Origin of the sequence: Guptibacillus algicola (genome assembly GCF_020171805.1) — a bacterium.
Classification (GTDB): Bacteria; Bacillota; Bacilli; order Bacillales; family Guptibacillaceae; genus Guptibacillus; species Guptibacillus algicola.
Genome location: NZ_JAIVAF010000001.1, coordinates 213000 through 234974, shown reverse-complemented (window position 1 = coordinate 234974; position 21975 = coordinate 213000). Strand labels below are relative to the sequence as shown.

The following is a 21975-nucleotide window of genomic DNA, read 5'->3' as shown; positions in this document are numbered from 1 at the left end:
GGCCAGTCAAAGGCGACGGCCTGGTTTCTTTTATTCTTCAATTTGCTTTTGCAGATGAACGATCTTTTGAGGTAGGATATATAGATATTCAATCAATGAGTCCAATAAATCAATGATGAGATTAGCAGTTTCTTCGCTTGTGGAATTTTCTAGGCAAAGAAGATTATGCAAATTACTTCCTTTCCCCATCAATTGTCCAAGTCGCACAATCGGCTCTTCAAGATCAACTTGTTTCGCAAGAGCTTCAAGCTGCTTCGACAGTGGTTGAGTAAGTTCATTGTCTGCTAAGAAGCTCCGTGTGATGCTTTCTAGGACACGGTTTGCCATGACGGCTGTAGCAGTCCAGTCTTTCATATTATGTACATTAACAGCTGAGCGATAAACTCGTTCTAGGTCATCCGGAAGCCTTGCTGTGCCAACCAATCTGCCGAGTGGCTCTCTAGTAAAGGAAGTTTGGTGCACAAATAGTTCTACTTCTTCGCCCTGCTCGCTTGTGGAAGTTTTGATTAATACAAAGAGAATGGACTCTTTGCATACTGAGCATCTTGAAAACGTTGAAAACACCGTTTGGTTAATTTGATAATCAAACTTCAAGTGAAAAGAGGCGGTGTTTCCGCACTCAGGACATTCTGTGTTGGCTGATTTAGGTAATTTTGTTTGTCCATATTTAACAACAGAATTAATTGTAGTTTGTTGTATTTTTCTCATCTAATACCCCCTGGATCGATTTTGAGCATTGTCTTTAAGCGCTTGCTGAAACGGGTGTTGAGAATAAGGTGAGTATAGTAGTAAGAATATTATAACATTTAATCCTATCAACTTACATTATTCGCCCCTTATGGAAATTTGAGGGGGTTTCATTGTTGGGATTACATGTTTTGTAATGATATACGACTAAAGTCCTTGTGCAAAATGAGACCATCTACCTGTCCTTATGAATAAAATTGACAGCATTCAATCACAACTTCTACACTTAAAAGAAATAAAAAGATAGGAGGGTAATAAAGGAATGCTAGTGAGCTTATGGAACAAGTTGTGGTTGGAACATGGACGTGCAAAAGAACTCTTAACATTCGCTTCTTCAAATAACACTGAAATCCCTTCTACATCCAAAGAAAAAAACACTCCGGGTTACACACCAGGCAACAAAACGGAGTTTGACAAACGAAAGAGCATTGGATTATTGCTTGGTCCAGCACTTTTTGCATGTATATTACTTTTCTTTCATCCGTCAGGTTTATCAGGTGAAGCACTCGCCATTCTCGCGAGCACAGCCTGGATTGCAACCTGGTGGATAACAGAGGCGATCCCTATTCCTGCTACGTCCCTTTTACCGCTTATTTTGTTTCCCCTTACGGAAGGGCTCGAAGGTGGAATGACAGCTTCAGCTTATGGAGATAATACGATTTTTCTATTCATGGGAGGATTTTTGATAGCGCTTTCTATGCAGAAATGGAATTTACATAAGAGAATCGCTCTCATTATTATTTCTGCAATTGGGACGAGCACGGAGAAGATCGTACTTGGGTTTATGACCGCGACAGGATTTCTTTCGATGTGGATTTCAAATACAGCGACATCCATGATGATGGTTCCGATAGGGATGGCGGTGATCTATCAAGTTTCTGATCAGTTGGATCTAGATGATGACCGAATGAAGAAGTTTCCTTTTGGGAAAGCAGTTATGTTGGGAATCGCTTATAGTGCCTCGATTGGGGGCTTAGCTACATTGATTGGAACGCCGCCAAACACGTTTTTTGCAGCGGTCGTAAATGAGCTATATGGAATTGAAATATCTTTCGCTAGATGGATGATGTTTGGTGTACCGATCGTGTTGGTATTATTGATCGGTTGTTGGTACTACCTTGTTAAGCTTGCGTTCCCTATGCAGCTGAAGGAGCTCCCTGGAGGGAAAGAGGTTATCACGAAACAAAGAAAAGAGCTAGGGTCAATGTCTGTTGAGGAAAAAATCGTGATGGCAGTATTTACTTTAACCGCATTTGCTTGGATTAGTCGTTCGTTTGTTTTAAGTGATCTTAATCCAAACATTAATGACACTGTCATAGCGATGTCGGCTGCTATCATACTCTTTATCATCCCTTCGCCAACAAAAAAAGGTTCTTATCTGCTTGATTGGGAGACGGCTAAAGGTCTTCCTTGGGGCATTCTACTATTATTTGGAGCTGGGTTAGCGATTGCAGCAGGGTTTCAGGAGTCAGGGCTTGCTAAATGGATTGGTGAACAATTGACAGTCCTTGAAGGAGTGCATCTATTTGTTATCTTACTTGCCGTAACTGCACTCGTCATTTTTCTTACGGAAATCACATCGAATACAGCAACAGCAACAATGATGTTTCCGATTATGGCATCTCTATCTGCGGCAATTTCAGTGCATCCATATGCTCTTATGATCGGTGCAGGCGTGGCAGCGAGCTGCGCATTTATGCTTCCGGTTGCAACACCTCCGAATGCGGTAGTGTTTGGGTCTGGTTATTTAAAAATACCGGATATGGCAAAAGCGGGTTTCTGGCTTAATATCACGTCCATCCTCATTATCGCATTAGCCGTTTATTTCTATATGCCGGTAGTATGGGGGATCGATCTTACGGAGTTCCCGAGTCAATTGAAATAGCTTTAGCTGAAATGTAAAACCCCTCCGCGGTCATGCGGAGGGGTTTTCCTTATTGACGAATGAATCCTTCTTCGTCAAGGTATTGAATTGCTTCATTATAAGATGGGAACGTTCCGTCAAGCATGTCACCTGCATAAACATTCCATAGCTCAAGCTCAGGCTCGTATTCGAGGTGAAGCGTTTGGTTTTCTTCGTTCATCCAAATTTCTTCTTCGATGTCTTCTCCTGGTAAAACAGAGAGAGAGTGAATCGCCTCTCCAACAATTTTTCGTAGGTCGTTACTCGAGAAGTCACGAATGTTGACCATTCCTCTATCATCGACAGGGTATTCTTCAAGTAGTTCTGCATATACAAAGCCGTTCCCATTTGGATGGAGATGGTACACAACGTTCTTCTTATCCATAACACTTTCTTCATAATGGAAGTTGACTCTTCCCATCGAAACATCTTTCCGTGTTAATTCAGGGAACGTTGTTTCTATAATGTGTAGCTTTTCTTCAAAAGTTAGCATAGTGCCTCCTGTTAATATCATTCATTTGTATTGTAAGTCTGAACAATTAATCATTTATTATACGTTGAAGGTAAGGATGATGATGCCCCTCGATCCCTTGATCTAGTACTATAAAAGTGTATCAGAATGTTTATCAATAAGGAAGATATGATTATTTCCCTTTTCAATGTAAACTAAATGTAAAAAGGTGAGAGGTAACCATGACTAGATTAGAACTTGCCAAACAGGATGCAAAAGTGCTTGTTAATATCCGTTTCCCACAGTGTGAAACAGCACTGCTTGCTGGGAGCATCGTAAGAGGAGAAGGAACAAAAACATCAGATCTAGATATTGTTATATTCGATTCATCTGTTCAAAGCTCTTATCGAGAAAGCTTTTACTATAAGAATTGGCCAGTGGAAATGTATGTACATAACTTACATAGCTATCAATCTTTCTATAGTAGTGATTGCGAGCGAGGAAAACCTTCGATGCCTCGAATGGTTTCAGAAGGACTCGTGCTCATGGATAAAGGTAAGTCTAAGGTGTTAAAAGATGAAGCCAACGCCATACTTAAGGCAGGTCCTATACAATGGGACGAAGAAACGGTGCGTTTAAAGCGCTATTTTTTAACGGATGTCCTGGATGATTTCATTGGAGCTTACGATAGGGGTGAAGAAATGTGCTGTGCTTTAGCGCTTTTAGAACACCTGCATGAATTTATACTAAGGATGAATGGGCAGTGGACCGGATCTTCAAAATGGATTATCCGATCGCTTAAGAATTATGATAGTGAGTTAGCTAGAGAGTTTGAAAGAGTCTTTGATCGTTATTTTCAAACTGGGATGAAGGATGACGTTATCCGCTTTGTAGAACAACAGATTGAGCCTTATGGCGGGCGTTTGTTTGAAGGCTTTTCAATCGGAAAAAAATAATTTAAGAAAGAGGTTTAGATTGGTTACAAGCGGGGTAACTTCATACTAGCTTAAAAATTCCCCCTTTTAACCGTCCGGTATATCCGGGCGGTTTTTTTTGACTGTGTTACTTTTTCATCTAGTTTGTGCTTTTTGGGTTCATTAGAATAATTTTGGAAAATTATAAAAAAATTAGCATTTTACTTGCTAGTTTCCAACTAAACTATTAAAATTAAATAAAGAACGTATTCGTTCGTTAAAAAGAAGGAGTGATCAGTTTGAAGAGCACAGGTGTCGTAAGAAAAATTGATGAACTGGGCCGTATCGTCATTCCAAAAGAACTACGACGCACACTTGATATCCAGGTGAAAGATCCTATGGAAATATTCACTAGCGAAGATCGAATAGTATTAAAGAAGTACCAACCGGAAATGGCTTGTATGATAACTGGAGAAGTATTGAACGAAAATAAGTATTTTGGTAATGGAAGTATCATACTTAGTCCCGAAGGAATGGCCATTTTACGCGAAGAAATAGAGAAAACGCTCGAAGTGAGAACGTGAGTTAAGATAGAGAGATCTAATAAAGCATGCCAGGTGGCATGCTTTTTTTGTCGTTACCTAATCAGTATCTTAGTTTCATTAAAATGTCTTTGATGCGATCATCTTCCATCATTACGGTGCCAAACTTACGAGTAATTTCAGTAAGAGCAACATCATGGTAGAAGAATTCAGTGAAAAATGTTACAAGCGGGCGAGAGCTTGTATGGATAGCTTGCCATCCTGACTCTTCGTACCCTGCGAAAAGGAGTTCTTTATTATCGATGATTAGAATTCGGCTTCTTTGTAAGGCTTTATGCTGAACGTCTGGAATCAAAGTGGTTACATTGTCGATGGTAGCTTCTAGTTCTCCAATCGAATGAAGTTCAACGGAGATTCCATTCGCTTGTTTTTCTTCAATTGTTGAGAGGTGCTGGGATAGGTCATCTGACCAACCAGAGAAAACAATCGAACAGGTAGCGTTTTGAAGAAGGTCTGCAACAAGAGAATTGATAGATTGGTTATCTTTTAGACTCCACACACGATCATCTAATGGTTTTTTCCTGGCTTCAAATGATTTTAATTGATCTATATTTCGGTCAAAGTCACGACGTAATTTTTCGATAGCCGAGTTTAGAGGGAGTGGTCTGTACAATCTTTTTTTCTCTACTGTAGATTCCAACACCATACCTTTTTCTCCCATTTTGTATAGAACTTCGTATACTTTGGATCGAGGAACCCCTGATTGCTTAACGATCGCAGAAGCATCTAGTGCTTCATCTGTTGTAATCAAGGCTTCATAAATCTGGCTTTCGTACTGAGTGAACCCAAACTGCTGCAACATGGTATTTGCTCTCCTTGTTAACGTCTCTTTTCTTCATCTTAGCATACCAGAAAAAATTCCTTAAATTCACTGTTGCCTTTTTATTTTCAAAAAGTTACCCTTTTAGTGGTAACCTAATGAAAAGAGGCGGAATAAAATGAATAAAAGAGTGTATTTATTAACGATCGTTTCCTTTGTTGTTGGGATGGTAGAGTTAATAATTGGGGGTATTCTTGACCTTGTCGCAGAAGATTTGAATACGAGTCTTGGAAAGACGGGACTTTTGATCAGCATATTTTCAATCGTATTCGCACTCGCGGCTCCGGTCCTATTATCCTTAACATCCAAAATAGAACGAAAAAAACTGACGATTTTCTCGCTAGTCGTATTTTTACTAGGGAACTTGTTAGCTGTGATGAGTAACACGTTCACTGTCTTAATGATCGCAAGGATTATATCAGCAGCAAGTGGCTCCTTACTCGTTGTACTGTGTGTAACGATTGCATCAAATATAGTAGAAAGTAAATATAGAGCACGTGCGATCGGCGTTGTATTCATGGGCATAAGTGCTTCTTTAGTTCTTGGGGTTCCAATTGGATTAATGCTAGGAAATGCATTTGGTTGGAAGGCGCCTTTCGTTTTAATCATTATCTTAACGCTATTATCGATTGCAGGTGTTTACTTCTTCATGGAAAGTATTCAACCAAAACCTGCTATTCCTATGAGAAAGCAGTTATTAACGTTAAAGAATAGAAGAGTGTTCACTGCACAGTTAACTTCTTTCTTGTTCTTGACAGGCCACCTAACGCTTTATGGATATTTAACACCTTTCTTAAAGACGTCGCTGGGATTAACTGGAACGTGGGTCAGTATCGTATATTTAATATTCGGAATCGCTGCAGTAGCAGGAGGCGGATTAGGTGGCGTTGCGTCAGACAGGTTCGGGACAAAACCTACGATCTTAACCTCTATCGTAATATTCGGGATTTCAATGTTTCTTATTCCGTTTACAACGTTTGCGTTTCCGTTGTTTCTAGTCGTAATGGTAGTCTGGAGTATGCTTAGTTGGGGGATTACACCAGCGCAGCAAAGCTATCTAATTGAAATTGCACCAGAATCATCTGATATCCAGCAGAGTTTAAATAACTCGGCACTTCATCTAGGTATCGCTCTAGGGTCTACAGTAGGAGCGTTTGTGATTGAAAGAAGTACCGTCGATATGAATGCAACAGTTGGGGGAGTTTTCATTATTTTGGCTCTAGTAACTTCTCTTCTCTCAATGAAAGGTAAGAACAAAAGTGTCATGTCCTTTTCTAATCAAAAAGCAGGTTAATTGATGCTGATCGATCAATATGGAATAATAGCCATATTAAATGCGAAAGGAGCATCACAATGAACGTACTCGTTATTGGAGCTAATGGCCAAATCGGTCAAAAAGTTGTTAATCTCCTGCAAAATAGTGAAGAACATACTGTGAAAGCGATGGTTCGGAAAGAAGAACAAGCTAACACTTTTCTTAAGCAAGGTGTTGAATCAGTTGTAGCAAGCTTAGAGGATTCTGTTGACGAGATTGCAGAAGCAATGACTGGAAGCGATGCAGTCATTTTCACGGCTGGATCTGGTGGGAAAACTGGTCCTGATAAAACGCTTTTAGTAGATCTTGATGGAGCTGTGAAAACAGTTGAAGCTTCAGAAAGATTAGGTTTAAAAAGGTACGTTATGGTGAGTGCATTCCAAGCTAATAATAGAGAAAACTGGAACGAAGCTCTTCTTCCTTACTATGCTGCTAAACACTACGCAGATAAAGCATTAGAAGCAAGTTCCCTGTCATATACAATCGTAAGACCAGGTGGTCTTTTAAATGATGAAGGAACGGGAAATGTAGCAGTCGGTGAGAAACTTGATCGAGGATCTGTACCACGTGAAGATGTAGCTCAAGTAGTTGTTGAATCACTAACCACTCAAAATGTGTTTAATCGAGCTTTTGACTTAATTTCAGGAGAAACTCCTGTTGGAGAGGCTCTACGGAGCTTGTAAGGAATCGCCGATCTTCTCTGAAGAGGATCGGTTCTTTTTTTACCTTATGTTTAATAGGAGGGTAATCAAGGTATTCTAGTTAAGTAAATTGATGTTGAGTTTAGGAGTTTACATCTTTACAATATGTAATGAGTACATAAATTCTTTAACTAAAGGAGTCTAACAATGGAAAAAGTATTGATTTTCGGGCATAAAAACCCAGATACAGACACGATTACATCTGCCCTTGTATACGCAGATCTAAAGAGAAAGCTAGGCATGGATGTTGAACCTGTTCGTCTTGGTGCAGTAAATGCTGAAACCCAATATGCATTAGATAAATTTAATGTGGAAGCACCGCGTATGGTTCAAACTGTAGCAAATGAAACGAAGAGCGTAATCCTAGTTGATCATAATGAACGTCAACAAAGTGTTGAGGATATTGATAAAGTCCGCGTGCTTGAAGTCATTGACCATCACCGGATTGCTAATTTTGAAACAGCTGACCCAGTCTATTACAGAGCTGAGCCTGTTGGTTGTACAGCTACAATCTTAAAGAAACTCTACAAAGAGAATAACGTACAAATCGACAAAAACATCGCAGGACTTATGCTGTCTGCTATCATTTCTGATTCTCTTCTGTTTAAATCTCCAACATGCACAGAGGAAGACGTTGCAGCAGCTCAAGAGTTGGCTGAGATCGCAGGCGTACAAGCAGAAGATTATGGGCTTGAAATGCTAAAAGCTGGTGCAGACATGAGCAGTAAAACGCCTTCTGAGCTAATCGGACTAGATGCAAAAGAATTCGGTATGGGTCAAGCAAAGGTAGAGGTAGCACAGGTAAACGTGGTTGATCCTCTAGATGTTCTTTCTCGTCAGGATACGGTTGAAGAAGAAATCAATAAGACGATCGAAGAGAAAGATCTTGATTTATTCTTACTTGTTGTAACGGATATTCTAAATAACAATTCAACCGTATTAGCGCTAGGTAAGCATGCTGAGAATGTTGAAAAAGCATTCGATGTGGAACTAATCAACAGACTTGCGGTTCTTGAAGGTGTCGTGTCTAGAAAGAAACAAATCATTCCAGCTTTAACAGAAACATTTCAATCATAAATAATAGCAAGACCCGAACCGAGTTCATAAAGAAATCGCGTTCGGGTTTTTTTTGTGGCTAATATTGTAAATGTTGTACCATCTAACAAACACGAGTGATATTATTGATTTGTGTTACGCTCCTTGATTGGTGGATATTCCAAAAGTCTTCCTTCATACACGAGGTTTAATCTGTCACTATTTCTAAAGTCCTCGGGAGTAATCAGAGCAGGTAGCTTATTCCATAAGGTAATTCCTGAGCGCTCTAACACTTCAGCAACAAATTGAGAACAGAAGTAGGAGTTGCTAAATTCCACAGGTTCATTAATCGAAACCCCTAATACTCCGAGGATATTGTACAGAAACTTTTGTTTGTTCTTAATAAAAATTTCTAAAACTCGTTTCATTTTTGTAACTTCTCTTTCAGTTACAAGAAGACCGTAGATGACGCATGTTGTTTGAGGGTACTTGCTGTACGTGCCGGTCAGCACGTCTTCTTTGACAAAACCTCCATAAAGTGGATTATTAGGGTTTTTACGACCGAAGCTATACATATCTCTAAGCTCGATATCAAACGCTAGTGAAGCGTGGTTATAGGGAGCTTTCGTGTACTTTTTTATCGATTTAGTAAATAAAGTGCCAGTATCGGATAATAGGATATAGACTGTTTGATCCATAACGTCCTCCCAATCTATCAAAAATATTAATGGCGTTCAGAGAAAGGTTGATTCTACCTGCAAAGCACAATTTGGACATTATCTATTATACTAGTAATTCTTTCCATAGCCCACGGGCTGTTTCTAATTACAAAAAGAAATTATCCTCACAAAGATTTTTCTGTGTTGCAAGCTAGGATCAAAACATGGTGGGGCATGTTTGTGGTGTTTTGTTTTGCAACCTTATTTAACCCAATCGTGTCTTTACTATCGCTAATGTTCTTATGTTTTTTTGCGCTAAAAGAATATTTTTCCATGATGAGAACAAGAAAGGCAGATCGAAGGATCTTCTTGTGGGCTTACATCGTTATACCGGTACAATTCTACTGGATATTAATCGAGTGGTATGGCATGTTTATTGTATTTATTCCAGTTTATGTCTTTCTGCTTCTGCCATTACCCCGAATAATCGGTAAAGGAACAGTAGGATTCTTGAGGTCGGTTAGCTCAACACAGTGGGGGCTAATGCTGATGGTCTTTGGTTTGAGTCACCTAGCTTATTTCCAAGTTGCGAGTCCTGAATATGGAGCGAATTTAGTCCTCTTTCTCGTACTCCTTACTCAAGTGAATGATGTAGCCCAATATTTGATTTCAGTTTATGTAGGTAAAAGAAAAATTGTACCGTCTTCCAATTCATACATTACTGTTGAAGGGGTAATAGGATCACTCGTCTTAACTTCAGCAACAGCTTATTTTACGTATTCTTACTTAACTCCATTCGATTCTACGTTTGGCTTACTAGCTGGGGTATTAATCAGTATTGCAGGAGGACTAGGTAGTTTGACCATATCAGTATTAAAGAGGGATCTGCTCATTGGAGACGGAGTAAAACAATATGACCTCAAAGAGAGTTATCTTAGTCGTGTTGATAGTTTAGCCTACACCTCACCGGTATTTCTCCACGTGGTCAGATACTTTTTTGATTTTATGTAAGAAAGAAGACAGCGAAAAATCGCTGTCTTCTTTAGTGAAGGTTGATTCTATAAATTGTTAGAACTTTATTCGCCTAATAGTGAAAGTCCGCCATCGACGATAATGGTTTGACCACGGATCATTTTTGCTGCTGGTGTTGTTAAGAAGTACGCAGTATCTGCCATGTCAGTTGGTTCAACTAGTCGCCCAGCAGGATTACGTTTCTTGGCAGATTCAAGCAGTTCTTCCCGGTTTGGAAAGTGCTTAAGAGCGTCAGTGTCCACGGCACCACCAGAAACTGCGTTTACAACGATTCCTTTAGGTGATAGTTCAACAGCTAGGTATCGTGTGATCGCTTCAACTGATGCTTTTGATACTCCTACAGCTACGTAGTTCGGAAGGGCGCGAATAGAACCAAGGCTAGAGAGTGCAACGATTGAACCTCCGCCATTCTTTTCCATGATTTTTGCAGCTTCCTGCGCAGCAAACAAGTATGCTTTCGCATTGATATTTTGTGTCCAATCCCAGTGACTTTCCTCAATTTCCATTAGAGGTCGTAATACCCCAGATGCAGCGTTGTTAACGAAAACATCTAGTCGACCGAATTCGTTTTCAGCTTCTTGAAAAAGGGAAGTAATCTGCTCTACTTCTCCTACGTTTGCTTTAACAATATGTACAGAGATACCGTATTCTTGTTCGAGTTCATTTTTCGTTTCTAAAGCATCGCGCTTTTTGCGCATGAAATTAAGTACAAGGTTATATCCTTCTGATGCGAATTTTCTAGCGATTGCTTTCCCGATTCCTCGGGTACCACCAGTAATTAATGCTACCTTTTGAGTCATTGATGTCACCTCTTCTTTTCTAATCACTACTAATCATACATGAACAAAAGGTGTGTGAAAAGTTACTCGTCCATCACCTGAAATCTAAAGAGCAGTAGTGTGCTTGAATTTTAAAGATACAAGTAACGTTGTGATATACTGTAGGATAGAAATTGAACGAAACCAAAGACGAAGTAATTCTAACACTCTTGAGTGTGTGAGTCCTTACGGAAAAAGGGCTTTCTTAGTTAAAATCAAAAACTTTCATTGAAAAACACATCCAAATGGCAGAGGTAACCGTTAGCTTTATGTAGGCATTCTTACCTCTTCCGGGTGGAGATCACTTGAGAGAATAAAGGAGAATGGTATGAGAGAACTGAACGATGCTGCCCTTTATGAAAGGGTTCAAGCAAAGGACAAAGAAGCTCTTGAACTACTTTATGATCGATATGAAAAGTTACTCTATTCTTTTTCATATCGGATTGTAAAAGATAAAGGGCTATCAGAAGAAGTAATACAAGAAGTGTTCATCAAGCTCTGGAAAGGCCGGGCGAAATACACTGAAGAAAAGGGGAAATTCTCTTCCTGGATCTTAACAATGACTCGTCATACCGCTATTGACATACTTCGAAAACAATCAAGAGAACCAGATTTTGAATTAGATGAGCGAGACGCTCTTCATAGTGATGAGGCATCTGTAGAAGACCAAGTGGAGTGGAAAGAAAGAGGCATCGTACTAAGAGCGGCAGTATCCAAGTTGAAAGAGGAGCAAAAAAGGATCATAGAGATGTTTTATTTTAAAGGAATGACGCACAAAAAGATTTCTCAAGAAATAGACCTCCCGCTCGGTACTGTAAAGGGCCGAATCCGACTTGCACTCAAGCATCTAAAATCCAATCTGGCTGAGAAAGGAGGGGTCTCAGATGAAAAATAATTGTGATCAGCTACTTGACTATTTCAATGGAACATTATCAGATGAAGAGAAAAAATTGTTCGAGGCTCACCTCGAATCTTGTTCAGACTGTAGAGAGGAGTTACAAGAGCTGGAAGACTTAACAAGTGACCTTCCTTATCTCTCGACACCAGAAGAGCCGCCTTCAGGTATGAAAGAACGAGTGCTTCAAAACATATTTGAAAGTGAGTCTGAAGGAGAGTCGGAAAGCGAAACCGTGGCTCATCATGATGATTCCAAAATAACGGAGATGAATCGATTTAGAACAAAGCGATCTCCTAAATGGATCGCACCAGCACTCGCTGCAGCACTATTTCTATCTCTTGCTGGGAATGCATATACGTATATTTCGAATGAAGGGGCAACGACTGAAACTGAAGAAGTTTCTTCATTGCTGAAAGCTGTTCAACTAGCACCTTCTGAAGGTACAACTTCCAAGGGAGCTGCAGCTCTAGTTTCTGACAACGGTAAAACGAATCTTGTTGTTCAAGCAGACGATCTTGAAGGGGTACAGGATGATCAAGTTTATCAGGTATGGCTGTTAGAAGGTGAGAAGCCGTATAGAGCGGGATCCTTTGTTCCAGGTGAGAACGGAAAAGGCGCGGTATCTTACGAAATTAATTACGAAGGGGACCATGATTGGACCGCTGTAGCAATCACCCTCGAACCTAACGCAGAAAGCAAGACACCTAAAGGAAAGGTCGTAATGAGCTCTGGATTGTAATGAATGATAGTGAAGCAGGGATTTAAGGAAATCCCTGCTTTTTTTGTTATTACATCAATAAAAAAAGAGACTGGTTTCTGGGATATGAGAACGGGGTATATAGTACTAAACACTCAGTTCGATTTGAATAATTGCTGAAAATTTATTATGATTAGTAACTATGTGGTTAGTATTTACTAGATAGATAGATTAGCTACATAATAAAATGAGGAGTGGATGGAATGGATAAGGTAACAAAAGTATTTTGGATAGGCATCGCAATTGCGATGGTCTTCGTCGGATGGGGCGTGATCATGCCTGGAAATCTCGACCAGGTAATGACCACAGCACAAGGGTTCTTCTTAAATCAATTTGGATGGTTTTATCAGTTAGCAGCAACATTTTTCCTGATTTTCGCAATTTATTTGATTTTTAGTAGGTTCGGTAATATTAAATTAGGTAAAGACTCAGACAAACCAGAGTATAACAGGTTAACATGGTTCGCAATGTTATTTAGCGCTGGAATGGGAATTGGACTATTATTCTTTGGAGTATCAGAACCAATGTCTCATTTTTCTACCCCACCACTAGGAGGAGAAGGTGGAACTGTTGATGCAGCGCACCAATCTTTAAGATATACATATCTACACTGGGGATTTCATGCGTGGGCAATCTACGCTACTATTGCTCTTGCTCTTGCTTACTATAAATTTAGAAAAGGGGCACCTGGTCTCATAAGTGCAACATTGTATCCGTTGCTTGGAGATCGTGTGAAAGGACCAATTGGAACCACCATCGATATCATTGCAGTATTTGCAACGGTCTTCGGTGTTGCAGCATCCCTTGGTCTTGGTGCTCAGCAAATCAATGGTGGCTTAGCTTACCTCACGGATATTCCTAATAACTTCACCGTACAGTTGATCATCATTGCAATCATTACAGTTCTCTTCACGGTGTCTGCAGGAACAGGCATTAAGAAAGGAATTAAATATCTAAGTAACACGAACCTGGTTCTTGCTGTTCTTTTACTTGGACTATTTATTTTCCTTGGTCCAACTAAATTTATCTTAGATCTATTCGTTACTACTTTCGGTGAATATGTGCAAAACATTTTTGGAATGGGTATGCGTCTTGCTCCAATGAATGCTGAGAATGAATCATGGGTTCAAGGCTGGACAATTTTCTATTGGGCTTGGTGGATTGCGTGGTCTCCATTCGTCGGAACATTTATCGCTCGAGTTTCGAAAGGTAGAACGATCAGAGAATTTATGATTGCTGTTACAGTCGTTCCAACAGTCGTTTGTGCGTTCTGGTTCGGAGTGTTTGGCGGCTCTGCTATCTTCTTTGACTTTAATCAAGGTACAGATATTGCAGGACAGGGACTTGAAACAGCATTGTTCTATCTATACGAGCAGGTTCCTCTTGGAGGTGTCCTAACGGTTGTAACACTATTGTTGATCTCAACATTCTTTATTACATCAGCTGACTCTGCTACATTTGTTCTAGGCATGCAAACAACAAACGGTAGCCTGAATCCGCCTAACTTTGTTAAGTTTAGCTGGGGCTTTGTATTAGCAGCTTCAGCGGTCGTACTAATGATTACGGGTGGTCTACAAAGTATGCAGACAGCCATCATCGTTAGTGCCTTCCCGCTGACCATCATTCTTTTATTCACATGTTGGGGAATGATAAGGTCCTTCAGTGAGGAAGTTCCAAGAAAACAACGCGGTGTTGAACGTAAATCAAAAGCACCGAAAGATCCGAAAACTGTTTAATAGCTATTCAGCCTTTGAAGATACTACTCTTCAAAGGCTTTTTATTGCAAAAGACGATATGGAAAATGCAATTTTATAGAAGGGAAGCGTATAGAAATGTGGAACAAACAAATGAACTTAGCTAAGATAGAAGTATGAAAAAAACGATAACGAACCATTCGCTTCTCCACTCTATTATTCGTCTAACTCCAGCAGATCCAGGAAAAACAAGGTATAACCAAGCTTTACGAATAACGATAAGCGTACTTTCTTCATCACTCACGATGCTCGTTGTTGCAGGCACGTTAAGCGGTTCATATCCTGCTTCTATTTTAGCTGGAGTGGTCAGCTTAGTTACGTTATTTTTAGTAAATGATGAAACGGAAAATCAGCAGAAAATGTCCACACTGACTCTTGTGGTTTCAAGTGCTACAGCATTAACAATAAGTTCATATTTAAGTGCGTTACCATTTGCAATAGATAGTTTGTTTTTGATTGTCATTTTTCTGGCATATTATTTGCAACAATTTCGGTTTCGCTATTTTGCTATGTTTACAGTCGCCTTCTTGTCAATTTACTTTTCTACGTTATTACAATTACAAGTAGTTGATCTTCCTTGGTATCTCCTTGGGATTGTGGTAGGTGGAGGGTACTCGTATTTGTATAGATTTTACATTATAAAAAACAGACCGAAAAGTGAACTGATTAAAAGTGTCCGCTCATTTCATACCCAAACAAACATGACTCTGGATCTTATATTAGAGGCGATCGGGAGTCCAGACACAAGTCATTCTGTTACTTCGCTCCTTCGTAAAGATATCAAAAAAATCAATGCGTATTCTCAAGAGATTTCAAGCACGCTTAACAACACAGAGCCTGAGGATATATGGCCAGGTATTGACGAGGAGCAATTAAGGTTCTATATTTTTGACGCAGAAATGCTGATACAGTCTCTTTATTATGTGATCGAGAGGGTGAAAGATCTACATGTTTTAGAGCACTCCACGATAAGAATACTGTTATACAAAGTGGTAGAATCGATTCGCGATGCAGAAGTATTACGTACGCACGATGTGGTTGGTAATTTGAAGAAAACCGAATCCGTTATTAATGAGCTCAGTTCGATGATAAACACGATGCAACGAAACAAAGAGGTCGATAAAGACTGGCTTTGGCTAATTAGAAGGATCGAAGCGATATCAAACCATTTAGTTGAGAGTTCGAGACAGCTCGGGGTAAGAAGAGATATTAATCTCGACCTGAATGATGAAACTCAAACAGAAAATGATCCTCCTCAACCACTGGAAAAGGATACAATCGCAACAAGAAAGGCGTTTCAAGCAATTGCAGCTGGATTTGTCTCAATTGTTGTCGGTTACTTCTTGTCTCCTACCCATCAATATTGGGTCCTTCTATCAACGTTTATCGTGTTGTTGGGCACGGATACGGTTGGAATGACGTTCCAAAAAGCAACTGAAAGATCGATCGGAACGATATTCGGCGCAATAGCAGGGTTTGGAGTTGCTCTTGCTTTATCAGGACATCCTATTCTTGAATTGATCACATTGTTTTGCTGTGTGTTCCTAGCGTTTTATTTGATGCCTATTTCGTATGGCATCATGATGTTTTGGATGACTACGCTTATTGCAATCATGTACGATTTCATCATGGGCGGAATAACGAGTGAGCTTATATTGTCGCGCGTCGTCGATACGTTAGTTGGTGCAGCGATTGGCTCTCTTGCGGCAGCGTTAATTTACCCTAGAAAAACAAAAGAAAAAGTCGCAGGAACCGCAAATGAATTCCTTGAACAACTAAGAAAATATGTATCTGACTACATCCAATCATACACTGATCCGAACTCACATTTTCAATTTGTAAATAAAGCATTTGAGTTAGATGAGAAATTTCAAAGTGTGCTAGTGGATGCGAAGCCTTTGAGAAATAGAGTGTCCATCGCTCAGAAATCAAATATCGAGCAGTGGATTACAGTGATTACAGCGATCAATTACTATGCTAAGCATCTTCTCGCTTCTTCCAATCGGAATAGAACCGTTCATTCTATACCAGAATTAGAGAAAGAGCTCTACAAAACCTATCACATCATCAATTACAACATCGAAGCATTAGCTAAAGGTTTAAAAGGAAATACAAAAACCATTATGTATAGTCTGGATCCAATTCGAGAGAAAATAGAAAAAATGGATGCCGGAAAACTTGAAGAAAAGAGAGAGCTCAAAAGTAGGATAAACGATTTGTATTATGTTTGGAAGATCAATGAATCCTTGCTATTACTAAGTAAGAGTTTCGGAATAGAAGAAGCAAATGAAAAAATGTAACCAGGGATTTTTTCCCTGGTTACATTTTTAATAGTGCTAAAAAAAAGATCGTTAGAAGTGCGATGAAGCCACCACCTACGACTGATGTGATTCGGTAGCGACCTTCTTTTTCCTTAATGTCCATGAACAAAACAAGCTGGATAACAACTTGAATCACCGCAAAGAAAAGAAGCACGTATGGTAGAACGTTGGTTGATATCCAATCACTGCTTACAAGATAGAAAGCAATGAGAGTCAATATGATCATAGTCACAAACATAATCGAAAGCTTAGTAAGGTGATCGTTCTCCTTCTTCATCTGCTTCACACCTTTCCAAGTAGATAGACTACTGTAAAGATAAAGACCCAAATGACATCGATGAAGTGCCAGTAGAGACTTGCGATAAATAGCTTCGGAGCAGTATCTTTAGTGATGCCGAACAGCACTAATTGTATGAGCAACATTGAAATCCAAACCACCCCAAAAATTACATGGGCCCCATGAGTTCCAAGCAGCATGTAAAATGCTCCGAGAAATGCACTGGTACTAATCGTTGCACCTTCTCCGACATACGCCACGAATTCGATTACTTCGAGGAATACAAATCCAATTCCTAAACTGATTGTCAGAAGGAACCAAATGAAAGTCATGCGTTTTTTTCCAAGCTTTAATGTATACACACCTAGTGCGCATGTAAAGCTACTAGATAGCAATACGATCGTACTTATAATAATCTCAGAAAGGTTAAATAGTTCTTTAGGGCCTGGACCGTTAGCTGTTAACTCTTGTACAGATACATAAATGCCGAACAAACAACCAAACACCACGACCTCTGCACCAATCAAGAACCAGAACGCAAGAATATTCATTTGGGCTTGTTTGTCGCTAAATAGTTTTTCTTCTGCAGGAGCTTGCATTAATAACCCACTCCCTTATCGTGATAGATGACATTTTTTTTCGGTATAGAATAACCATTTTTATTTTGGAAAGACCTAATTGCCATAGTCATGAAAACACCTAACATGCCGAGAGTAGCAAGCCACCAGATTTGGAAAACAAAACCAAAGGAAGCGATTAGAAATGCCATTCCCATAAAGAAGGGCAGCGAGCTAGATGAGGGCATATGGATGTCTTCATATTCACCTTCGAATTCAATGTTTTCTTTTCTATTCTCATAAGCGTTCCATAATGGCTCACCGGATGTAACGATTGGAGTACGGGCAAAATTATATGGCGGTGGTGGACTTGGTATTGTCCATTCTAACGTTCGTCCTCTCTTCATCCATGGATCGTTCAGTTGAACTGATTTTCCATAGCGAGTAGTGATGTAGATATTCAGCATGAAAATAAAAACGCCTATACCCATCAAAAACGCGCCACATGTACTAACGAAATTCAGCCACCCAAGCCCTTCTCCTTCTGGATATGTAAAGACTCTCCTCGGCATCCCCATAAGTCCCATTATGTGCATGGGGAAGAAAGTGAAATGAAATCCGATCACGAACGTCCAGAAGTTCCATTTTCCAAGCTTTTCGTTCAACATTTTACCGAACATCTTGGGCCACCAATAATAAACGCCTGAAAGGACGCCGAAGATCGTAGCACCAATAATGACATAGTGAAGGTGAGCAACAACAAAGTAACTATCATGGTATTGATAATCTGCTGGTACTGAACCAAGCATTACTCCTGTAACCCCGCCCATGACGAACGTTACGATGAAACCAAGGGCGTAAAGCATAGGGGTATCAAATCGAATACTTCCTCCACGCATCGTAAATAACCAATTGAAGATTTTGATTCCTGTAGGAATTGCGATCAGCATGGTGGTCAACGCGAAGAAAACATTAATATTTGCATTTAGTCCAACAGTAAACATATGGTGCACCCATACCATGAATCCTAAGAAGCCAATCAAAATAATCGCAAATACCATCGACGTATAGCCAAATAACTTCTTTTTTGAAAATGTACTAATAACATCCGAGAATATGCCAAAAGCAGGTAGCGCAATGATGTACACTTCAGGGTGGCCAAATATCCAGAACAGATGCTGCCAGATCAATGGATTTCCAGCCGAACTAGATAAGATAACAGTTCCGAAGAGACGCTCGAACGTTAGAAGCAACAACGCTACCGCAAGAGCGGAAAATGCATAAACAATAAGCACCGATGTAATGAGCATCGACCACGTTGATAAAGGCATCCTCATGAATTTCATACCCGGAGCTCTCATTTTAATAATCGTAACGATAAAGTTGATCGCTCCCATAATGGTCCCGAGGCCAGCGACTTGCAGGCCGATCGGGTAGTAGGTGTTTGAAGGACCGGGAGTAAATTCCTTCAGGGAAAGTGGTGCATATGTAGTCCAACCGGCGTTAGGAGAACCTCCAGCTATGAAGCTTACGTTAATTAAAATTCCGCCTGAAATAAAAAGCCAAAGACTTAATGAGTTCATAAACGGAAAAGCGACGTCTCTTGCTCCAATCTGCAGTGGAACGATTACATTCATCAGGCCGATAAGAAGAGGTGTAGCAACAAGAAAAATCATGACTGTACCATGTGTACTTGTCAGTTGGTTGAATCGTTCGCCCTGAAAGACCCAGAATTCATTTTCAGGAAATGCAAGTTGCATTCTGATCAATAGAGCTTCTAACCCTGCTCTGAGGAAGAATAAGAACGATACGAATAAGTACATGATTCCAATCTTTTTATGATCAGTTGAAGTAATCCAACTCCAGAGCCAATTCCACTTTTTATACTTTGTAAGTAAGAAAGTAGAAGCAATCGTAATGATCACAAGCGATATGTCAGCTAAAATAATATCAGAAGGTAATGTACGAAAATACTGTAAGATGCTATCCATCTTTTTCACCGTCCTTCATGTTCTCTATCCACTTCGAGAAGTTAGTTTTGTTTTCGACAATCGTGTCAAATGTCATCAATGCGTGTTCCGCACCACAAAGTTCAGCACACTTCCCATCATATGTGCCTGTCTCAAGGGCTTTGAGACGTAATGTGTTTTCTTTCCCAGGCAGAGCATCCCTTTTCCCACCAAGCTGAGGAATCCAAAATGAATGGATAACATCGTTTGATGTGAGTTTAAACGAGATGGGGCGATTTACAGGAAGTCGTAATTCATCTGTAGAAGTAATGCCGTATTCAGGATAATAAAATGACCATTGAAATTGTTCCCCTGTCACTTCAATGATCAATGGTTTTTTATCATTGGTATACGGCTCATCAAGCTCATATGTAGTTGCGAAAGTAGGGATAGCCAGAACGATGATAATAATAAACGGAACGACGATCCAGCTAATTTCAAGTTTTTTATTGCCAGCAGTTTGAATTGGAAATTCATTCTCTTCACCTGGCTTTTCACGGTATTTTATTAGAAACCTTACAAAAAGCGTGAAAACCACGGCAAGTACGATCCCCATCAACAATAGACTTAACAAGAGAAGGTCCAATTGTTTTTCGCCAGCAGTCCCCTTTGGATTCAAAACAGCGATTGAAGAACACCCTGACAGAATGCAAGCGGTAACAATAAAGGTCAGTACCCGTTTCATGTAAACTAAGCTCTCCTCTCTATATAGAAGATTAACAATTTCCATTACCCAATACCCATTTACTTGAAACAGCGTACACAGAAAAAGCCACACGAACTCATTGCTTCGTGTGGCTTTACATCTAAATGCACAGTGTTTAGCGCTTTTTCATTTCACTCTTGTTACCTTTTTAATACAGATTATTACTTGCTGCTAAATGCAATTTGGATACCGATAATTCCTAGTAAAACACCTTTGATCATGTTTATCCTCCCAACAACGGCTGAATTCTTGAGGAGAAGACCTTTGATGCTACCTGCGAACAAGCTAATCGCTGTGAAAATCAAAAAGGCTTGAATAATAAATAAGACTCCTAATGTGACCATCTGCAGGGCAGCGTATCCAGCATGTTGATTTACAAATTGAGGAAGTAGAGCTAGAAAAAATAAGGAAACCTTAGGATTGAGTATATTCATGATAATGCCTTTACGATAGAGTGCACGATAGGTCTTTTTATGCTGGTTTTTTACTAAAGTAGATTGCTTTCTTTCACGAAAAGCTTGAACAGCGAGATAAAGTAAATACGCGGCACCTAAATATTTTACGATAGAAAAAGCAAGTGATGATTGATAAAGGATTGCTGAGATGCCAACAGCTGCTGCAGTAATATGTACAACGAGTCCTGAACATAACCCAAGGGAAGTGGCTATTCCAGCTCGCTTATCCTGAGATATACTTTGAGCAAGAACAAACAGGTTGTCTGGTCCTGGCATGATTGTTAATACAACGGCTGCAAACAAGAATGATAGTATTACTGATATGTCCATTATATTCTTTCCTTTCTGGGATGGTATTGTTTAAGTATATAAGAGAAATGGTCTTTCAAAAAGAGAGTTTCAGGGGGAGATTTCAATTTATAAAGATCTTTTCAAAGGTGCAGCGCCATTTTATTCTAAGTATAGGCTGCGTTATCCAGCTGAAGTGATTCGTAACCTAGTCAACGAGTTCGATCTGAGAGGGCAAGAAAAGATGATTGACGTTGGTTGTGGACCTGGTCAACTGGCTATAAGACTTGCAGATTGGACAGGGCATATTACCGGAGTAGATGTAGAAGAAGAGATGTTGCGTGAAGCGAGAGGGATGGCAGACGCGCTGAAAATAAGGAACATAGACTGGAAACTAGCTGACATTGAAGAATTCATACGTACAGAAGAACAGGAATCGATTAAACTAGTCACAATGGGGAAGTCATTTCATTGGCTGAACCGGTCTCGATTTTTAGAACAACTATACCCTACTATCCAAAGGTCGGGTGGGATAGCTGTTATTGATGATTATCAACCTAATAAGGTGTTGGCAGATTGGCAGATCACATTTCAGGAGATAACGAAGAAGTGGTACGGTGAAGATCGTAGAGCCGGTAAAGGGATATACGATCATCCGATTCAAAGTCATGAAGAGGTTATAGAGGAATCCCATTTCTCTTTAAAGACAATCGATTGCAATCCTTATGATCATCACTGGACACTTGAAACGTTATTAGGCCATCATTACTCTACATCCTATGGATTGAAGAGTTACCTAGGAAAGAATGTTGATGGTTTCGAAGATGAGGTAAAGCGTGCGTTATTAAGTGTTCATTCAGACGGTTTGTTTAAAGAGGAAATTAGAGTGAAGGTATTGCTTGGTTATAAATGACAAACCATTTTGTTTAGTGGTATAATTCTGACATTTATAACGA

22 protein-coding genes are annotated in these 21975 nt (G+C 39.8%); 12 read left to right on the top strand and 10 right to left on the bottom strand.

Features of this window, described 5'->3' with window-relative positions; all coding sequences use genetic code 11:
* Positions 1 to 30: 30 nt before the first annotated feature.
* Positions 31 to 708, bottom strand: coding sequence for a hypothetical protein (locus LCM09_RS01315; protein WP_224878216.1), 678 nt, complete (start codon positions 706 to 708; stop codon positions 31 to 33).
* A 301-nt stretch (positions 709 to 1009) separates the two neighbouring features.
* On the opposite strand from LCM09_RS01315, the gene LCM09_RS01310 reads away from it, so the two are divergent.
* Entirely contained in the window at positions 1010 to 2632 is a 1623-nt protein-coding gene (locus LCM09_RS01310; RefSeq protein WP_224878214.1) for an SLC13 family permease, read from the top strand.
* Between the two features lie 49 nt (positions 2633 to 2681).
* Here LCM09_RS01310 and LCM09_RS01305 read toward each other — a convergent pair whose 3' ends face one another.
* A complete protein-coding gene (locus LCM09_RS01305) occupies positions 2682 to 3143 on the bottom strand; it encodes a hypothetical protein (RefSeq protein WP_224878212.1) in 462 nt (153 codons plus the stop codon).
* A 200-nt stretch (positions 3144 to 3343) separates the two neighbouring features.
* On the opposite strand from LCM09_RS01305, the gene LCM09_RS01300 reads away from it, so the two are divergent.
* Entirely contained in the window at positions 3344 to 4057 is a 714-nt protein-coding gene (locus LCM09_RS01300) for a nucleotidyltransferase domain-containing protein (protein WP_224878210.1), read from the top strand.
* A gap of 257 nt (positions 4058 to 4314) precedes the next feature.
* The gene (locus tag LCM09_RS01295; RefSeq protein ID WP_224878207.1) at positions 4315 to 4599 is read left to right on the top strand and encodes an AbrB/MazE/SpoVT family DNA-binding domain-containing protein; all 285 of its coding nucleotides are present in this window, start codon (positions 4315 to 4317) and stop codon (positions 4597 to 4599) included.
* 61 nt (positions 4600 to 4660) lie between these two features.
* Here the strand turns inward: LCM09_RS01295 and LCM09_RS01290 are convergent, their stop codons facing one another.
* Positions 4661 to 5419, bottom strand: a complete 759-nt coding sequence (locus tag LCM09_RS01290; protein WP_224878205.1) for a TrmB family transcriptional regulator — start codon at positions 5417 to 5419, stop codon at positions 4661 to 4663.
* 136 nt (positions 5420 to 5555) lie between these two features.
* Between LCM09_RS01290 and LCM09_RS01285 the strand changes: the two genes are divergently transcribed.
* The 3 genes from LCM09_RS01285 to LCM09_RS01275 all read left to right on the top strand — a co-directional run bounded on the left by LCM09_RS01285 (position 5556) and on the right by LCM09_RS01275 (position 8530).
* A complete protein-coding gene (locus tag LCM09_RS01285) occupies positions 5556 to 6731 on the top strand; it encodes an MFS transporter (protein WP_224878204.1) in 1176 nt (391 codons plus the stop codon).
* A 59-nt stretch (positions 6732 to 6790) separates the two neighbouring features.
* Positions 6791 to 7435, top strand: coding sequence for an SDR family oxidoreductase (locus LCM09_RS01280; protein ID WP_224878202.1), 645 nt, complete (start codon positions 6791 to 6793; stop codon positions 7433 to 7435).
* 165 nt (positions 7436 to 7600) lie between these two features.
* Positions 7601 to 8530 (top strand): manganese-dependent inorganic pyrophosphatase, encoded by a 930-nt coding sequence (locus tag LCM09_RS01275; RefSeq protein ID WP_224878200.1) that lies wholly within the window; start codon positions 7601 to 7603, stop codon positions 8528 to 8530.
* A 101-nt stretch (positions 8531 to 8631) separates the two neighbouring features.
* Here the strand turns inward: LCM09_RS01275 and LCM09_RS01270 are convergent, their stop codons facing one another.
* Entirely contained in the window at positions 8632 to 9186 is a 555-nt protein-coding gene (locus LCM09_RS01270) for a hypothetical protein (protein WP_224878197.1), read from the bottom strand.
* 57 nt (positions 9187 to 9243) lie between these two features.
* Between LCM09_RS01270 and LCM09_RS01265 the strand changes: the two genes are divergently transcribed.
* Positions 9244 to 10158: a phosphatidate cytidylyltransferase gene (locus LCM09_RS01265; RefSeq protein WP_224880027.1), complete on the top strand. Its 915-nt coding sequence runs from the start codon at positions 9244 to 9246 to the stop codon at positions 10156 to 10158.
* A 65-nt stretch (positions 10159 to 10223) separates the two neighbouring features.
* Here the strand turns inward: LCM09_RS01265 and fabL are convergent, their stop codons facing one another.
* Positions 10224 to 10979 (bottom strand): enoyl-[acyl-carrier-protein] reductase FabL, encoded by a 756-nt coding sequence (gene fabL, locus LCM09_RS01260; protein ID WP_224878195.1) that lies wholly within the window; start codon positions 10977 to 10979, stop codon positions 10224 to 10226.
* Positions 10980 to 11325: 346 nt separating this feature from the next.
* On the opposite strand from fabL, the gene LCM09_RS01255 reads away from it, so the two are divergent.
* The 4 genes from LCM09_RS01255 to LCM09_RS01240 all read left to right on the top strand — a co-directional run bounded on the left by LCM09_RS01255 (position 11326) and on the right by LCM09_RS01240 (position 16706).
* Positions 11326 to 11892 carry an RNA polymerase sigma factor gene (locus LCM09_RS01255; protein ID WP_224878193.1) on the top strand — a complete coding sequence of 189 codons (567 nt, stop codon included), beginning with the start codon at positions 11326 to 11328 and terminating at the stop codon, positions 11890 to 11892.
* The gene (locus LCM09_RS01250; RefSeq protein ID WP_224878191.1) at positions 11882 to 12634 is read left to right on the top strand and encodes an anti-sigma factor; all 753 of its coding nucleotides are present in this window, start codon (positions 11882 to 11884) and stop codon (positions 12632 to 12634) included. The genes LCM09_RS01255 and LCM09_RS01250 overlap by 11 nt, the downstream gene beginning before the upstream one ends.
* Before the next feature lie 221 nt (positions 12635 to 12855).
* Complete coding sequence (locus LCM09_RS01245) at positions 12856 to 14388, top strand: glycine betaine uptake BCCT transporter (protein WP_224878189.1); 1533 nt, start codon at positions 12856 to 12858, stop codon at positions 14386 to 14388.
* A 134-nt stretch (positions 14389 to 14522) separates the two neighbouring features.
* The gene (locus LCM09_RS01240) at positions 14523 to 16706 is read left to right on the top strand and encodes an FUSC family protein (RefSeq protein ID WP_224878187.1); all 2184 of its coding nucleotides are present in this window, start codon (positions 14523 to 14525) and stop codon (positions 16704 to 16706) included.
* A gap of 19 nt (positions 16707 to 16725) precedes the next feature.
* Here the strand turns inward: LCM09_RS01240 and LCM09_RS01235 are convergent, their stop codons facing one another.
* From LCM09_RS01235 to LCM09_RS01215, 5 genes are all read right to left on the bottom strand, one after another.
* On the bottom strand, positions 16726 to 17004 hold the full coding sequence (locus LCM09_RS01235) for a cytochrome C oxidase subunit IV family protein (RefSeq protein ID WP_224878186.1): 279 nt from the start codon (positions 17002 to 17004) through the stop codon (positions 16726 to 16728).
* A 5-nt stretch (positions 17005 to 17009) separates the two neighbouring features.
* Complete coding sequence (locus tag LCM09_RS01230) at positions 17010 to 17603, bottom strand: cytochrome c oxidase subunit 3 (protein ID WP_224878184.1); 594 nt, start codon at positions 17601 to 17603, stop codon at positions 17010 to 17012.
* A complete protein-coding gene (ctaD, locus tag LCM09_RS01225) occupies positions 17603 to 19552 on the bottom strand; it encodes a cytochrome c oxidase subunit I (protein WP_224878181.1) in 1950 nt (649 codons plus the stop codon). Before ctaD ends, LCM09_RS01230 begins: the two co-directional genes overlap by 1 nt.
* Positions 19545 to 20255, bottom strand: coding sequence for a cytochrome c oxidase subunit II (coxB, locus tag LCM09_RS01220; protein WP_224878179.1), 711 nt, complete (start codon positions 20253 to 20255; stop codon positions 19545 to 19547). The genes ctaD and coxB overlap by 8 nt, the downstream gene beginning before the upstream one ends.
* Positions 20256 to 20437: 182 nt before the next feature.
* The gene (locus LCM09_RS01215) at positions 20438 to 21061 is read right to left on the bottom strand and encodes a LysE family translocator (protein ID WP_224878177.1); all 624 of its coding nucleotides are present in this window, start codon (positions 21059 to 21061) and stop codon (positions 20438 to 20440) included.
* 154 nt (positions 21062 to 21215) lie between these two features.
* Between LCM09_RS01215 and LCM09_RS01210 the strand changes: the two genes are divergently transcribed.
* Positions 21216 to 21932 carry a class I SAM-dependent methyltransferase gene (locus LCM09_RS01210; protein ID WP_224878175.1) on the top strand — a complete coding sequence of 239 codons (717 nt, stop codon included), beginning with the start codon at positions 21216 to 21218 and terminating at the stop codon, positions 21930 to 21932.
* Positions 21933 to 21975: the final 43 nt, after the last annotated feature.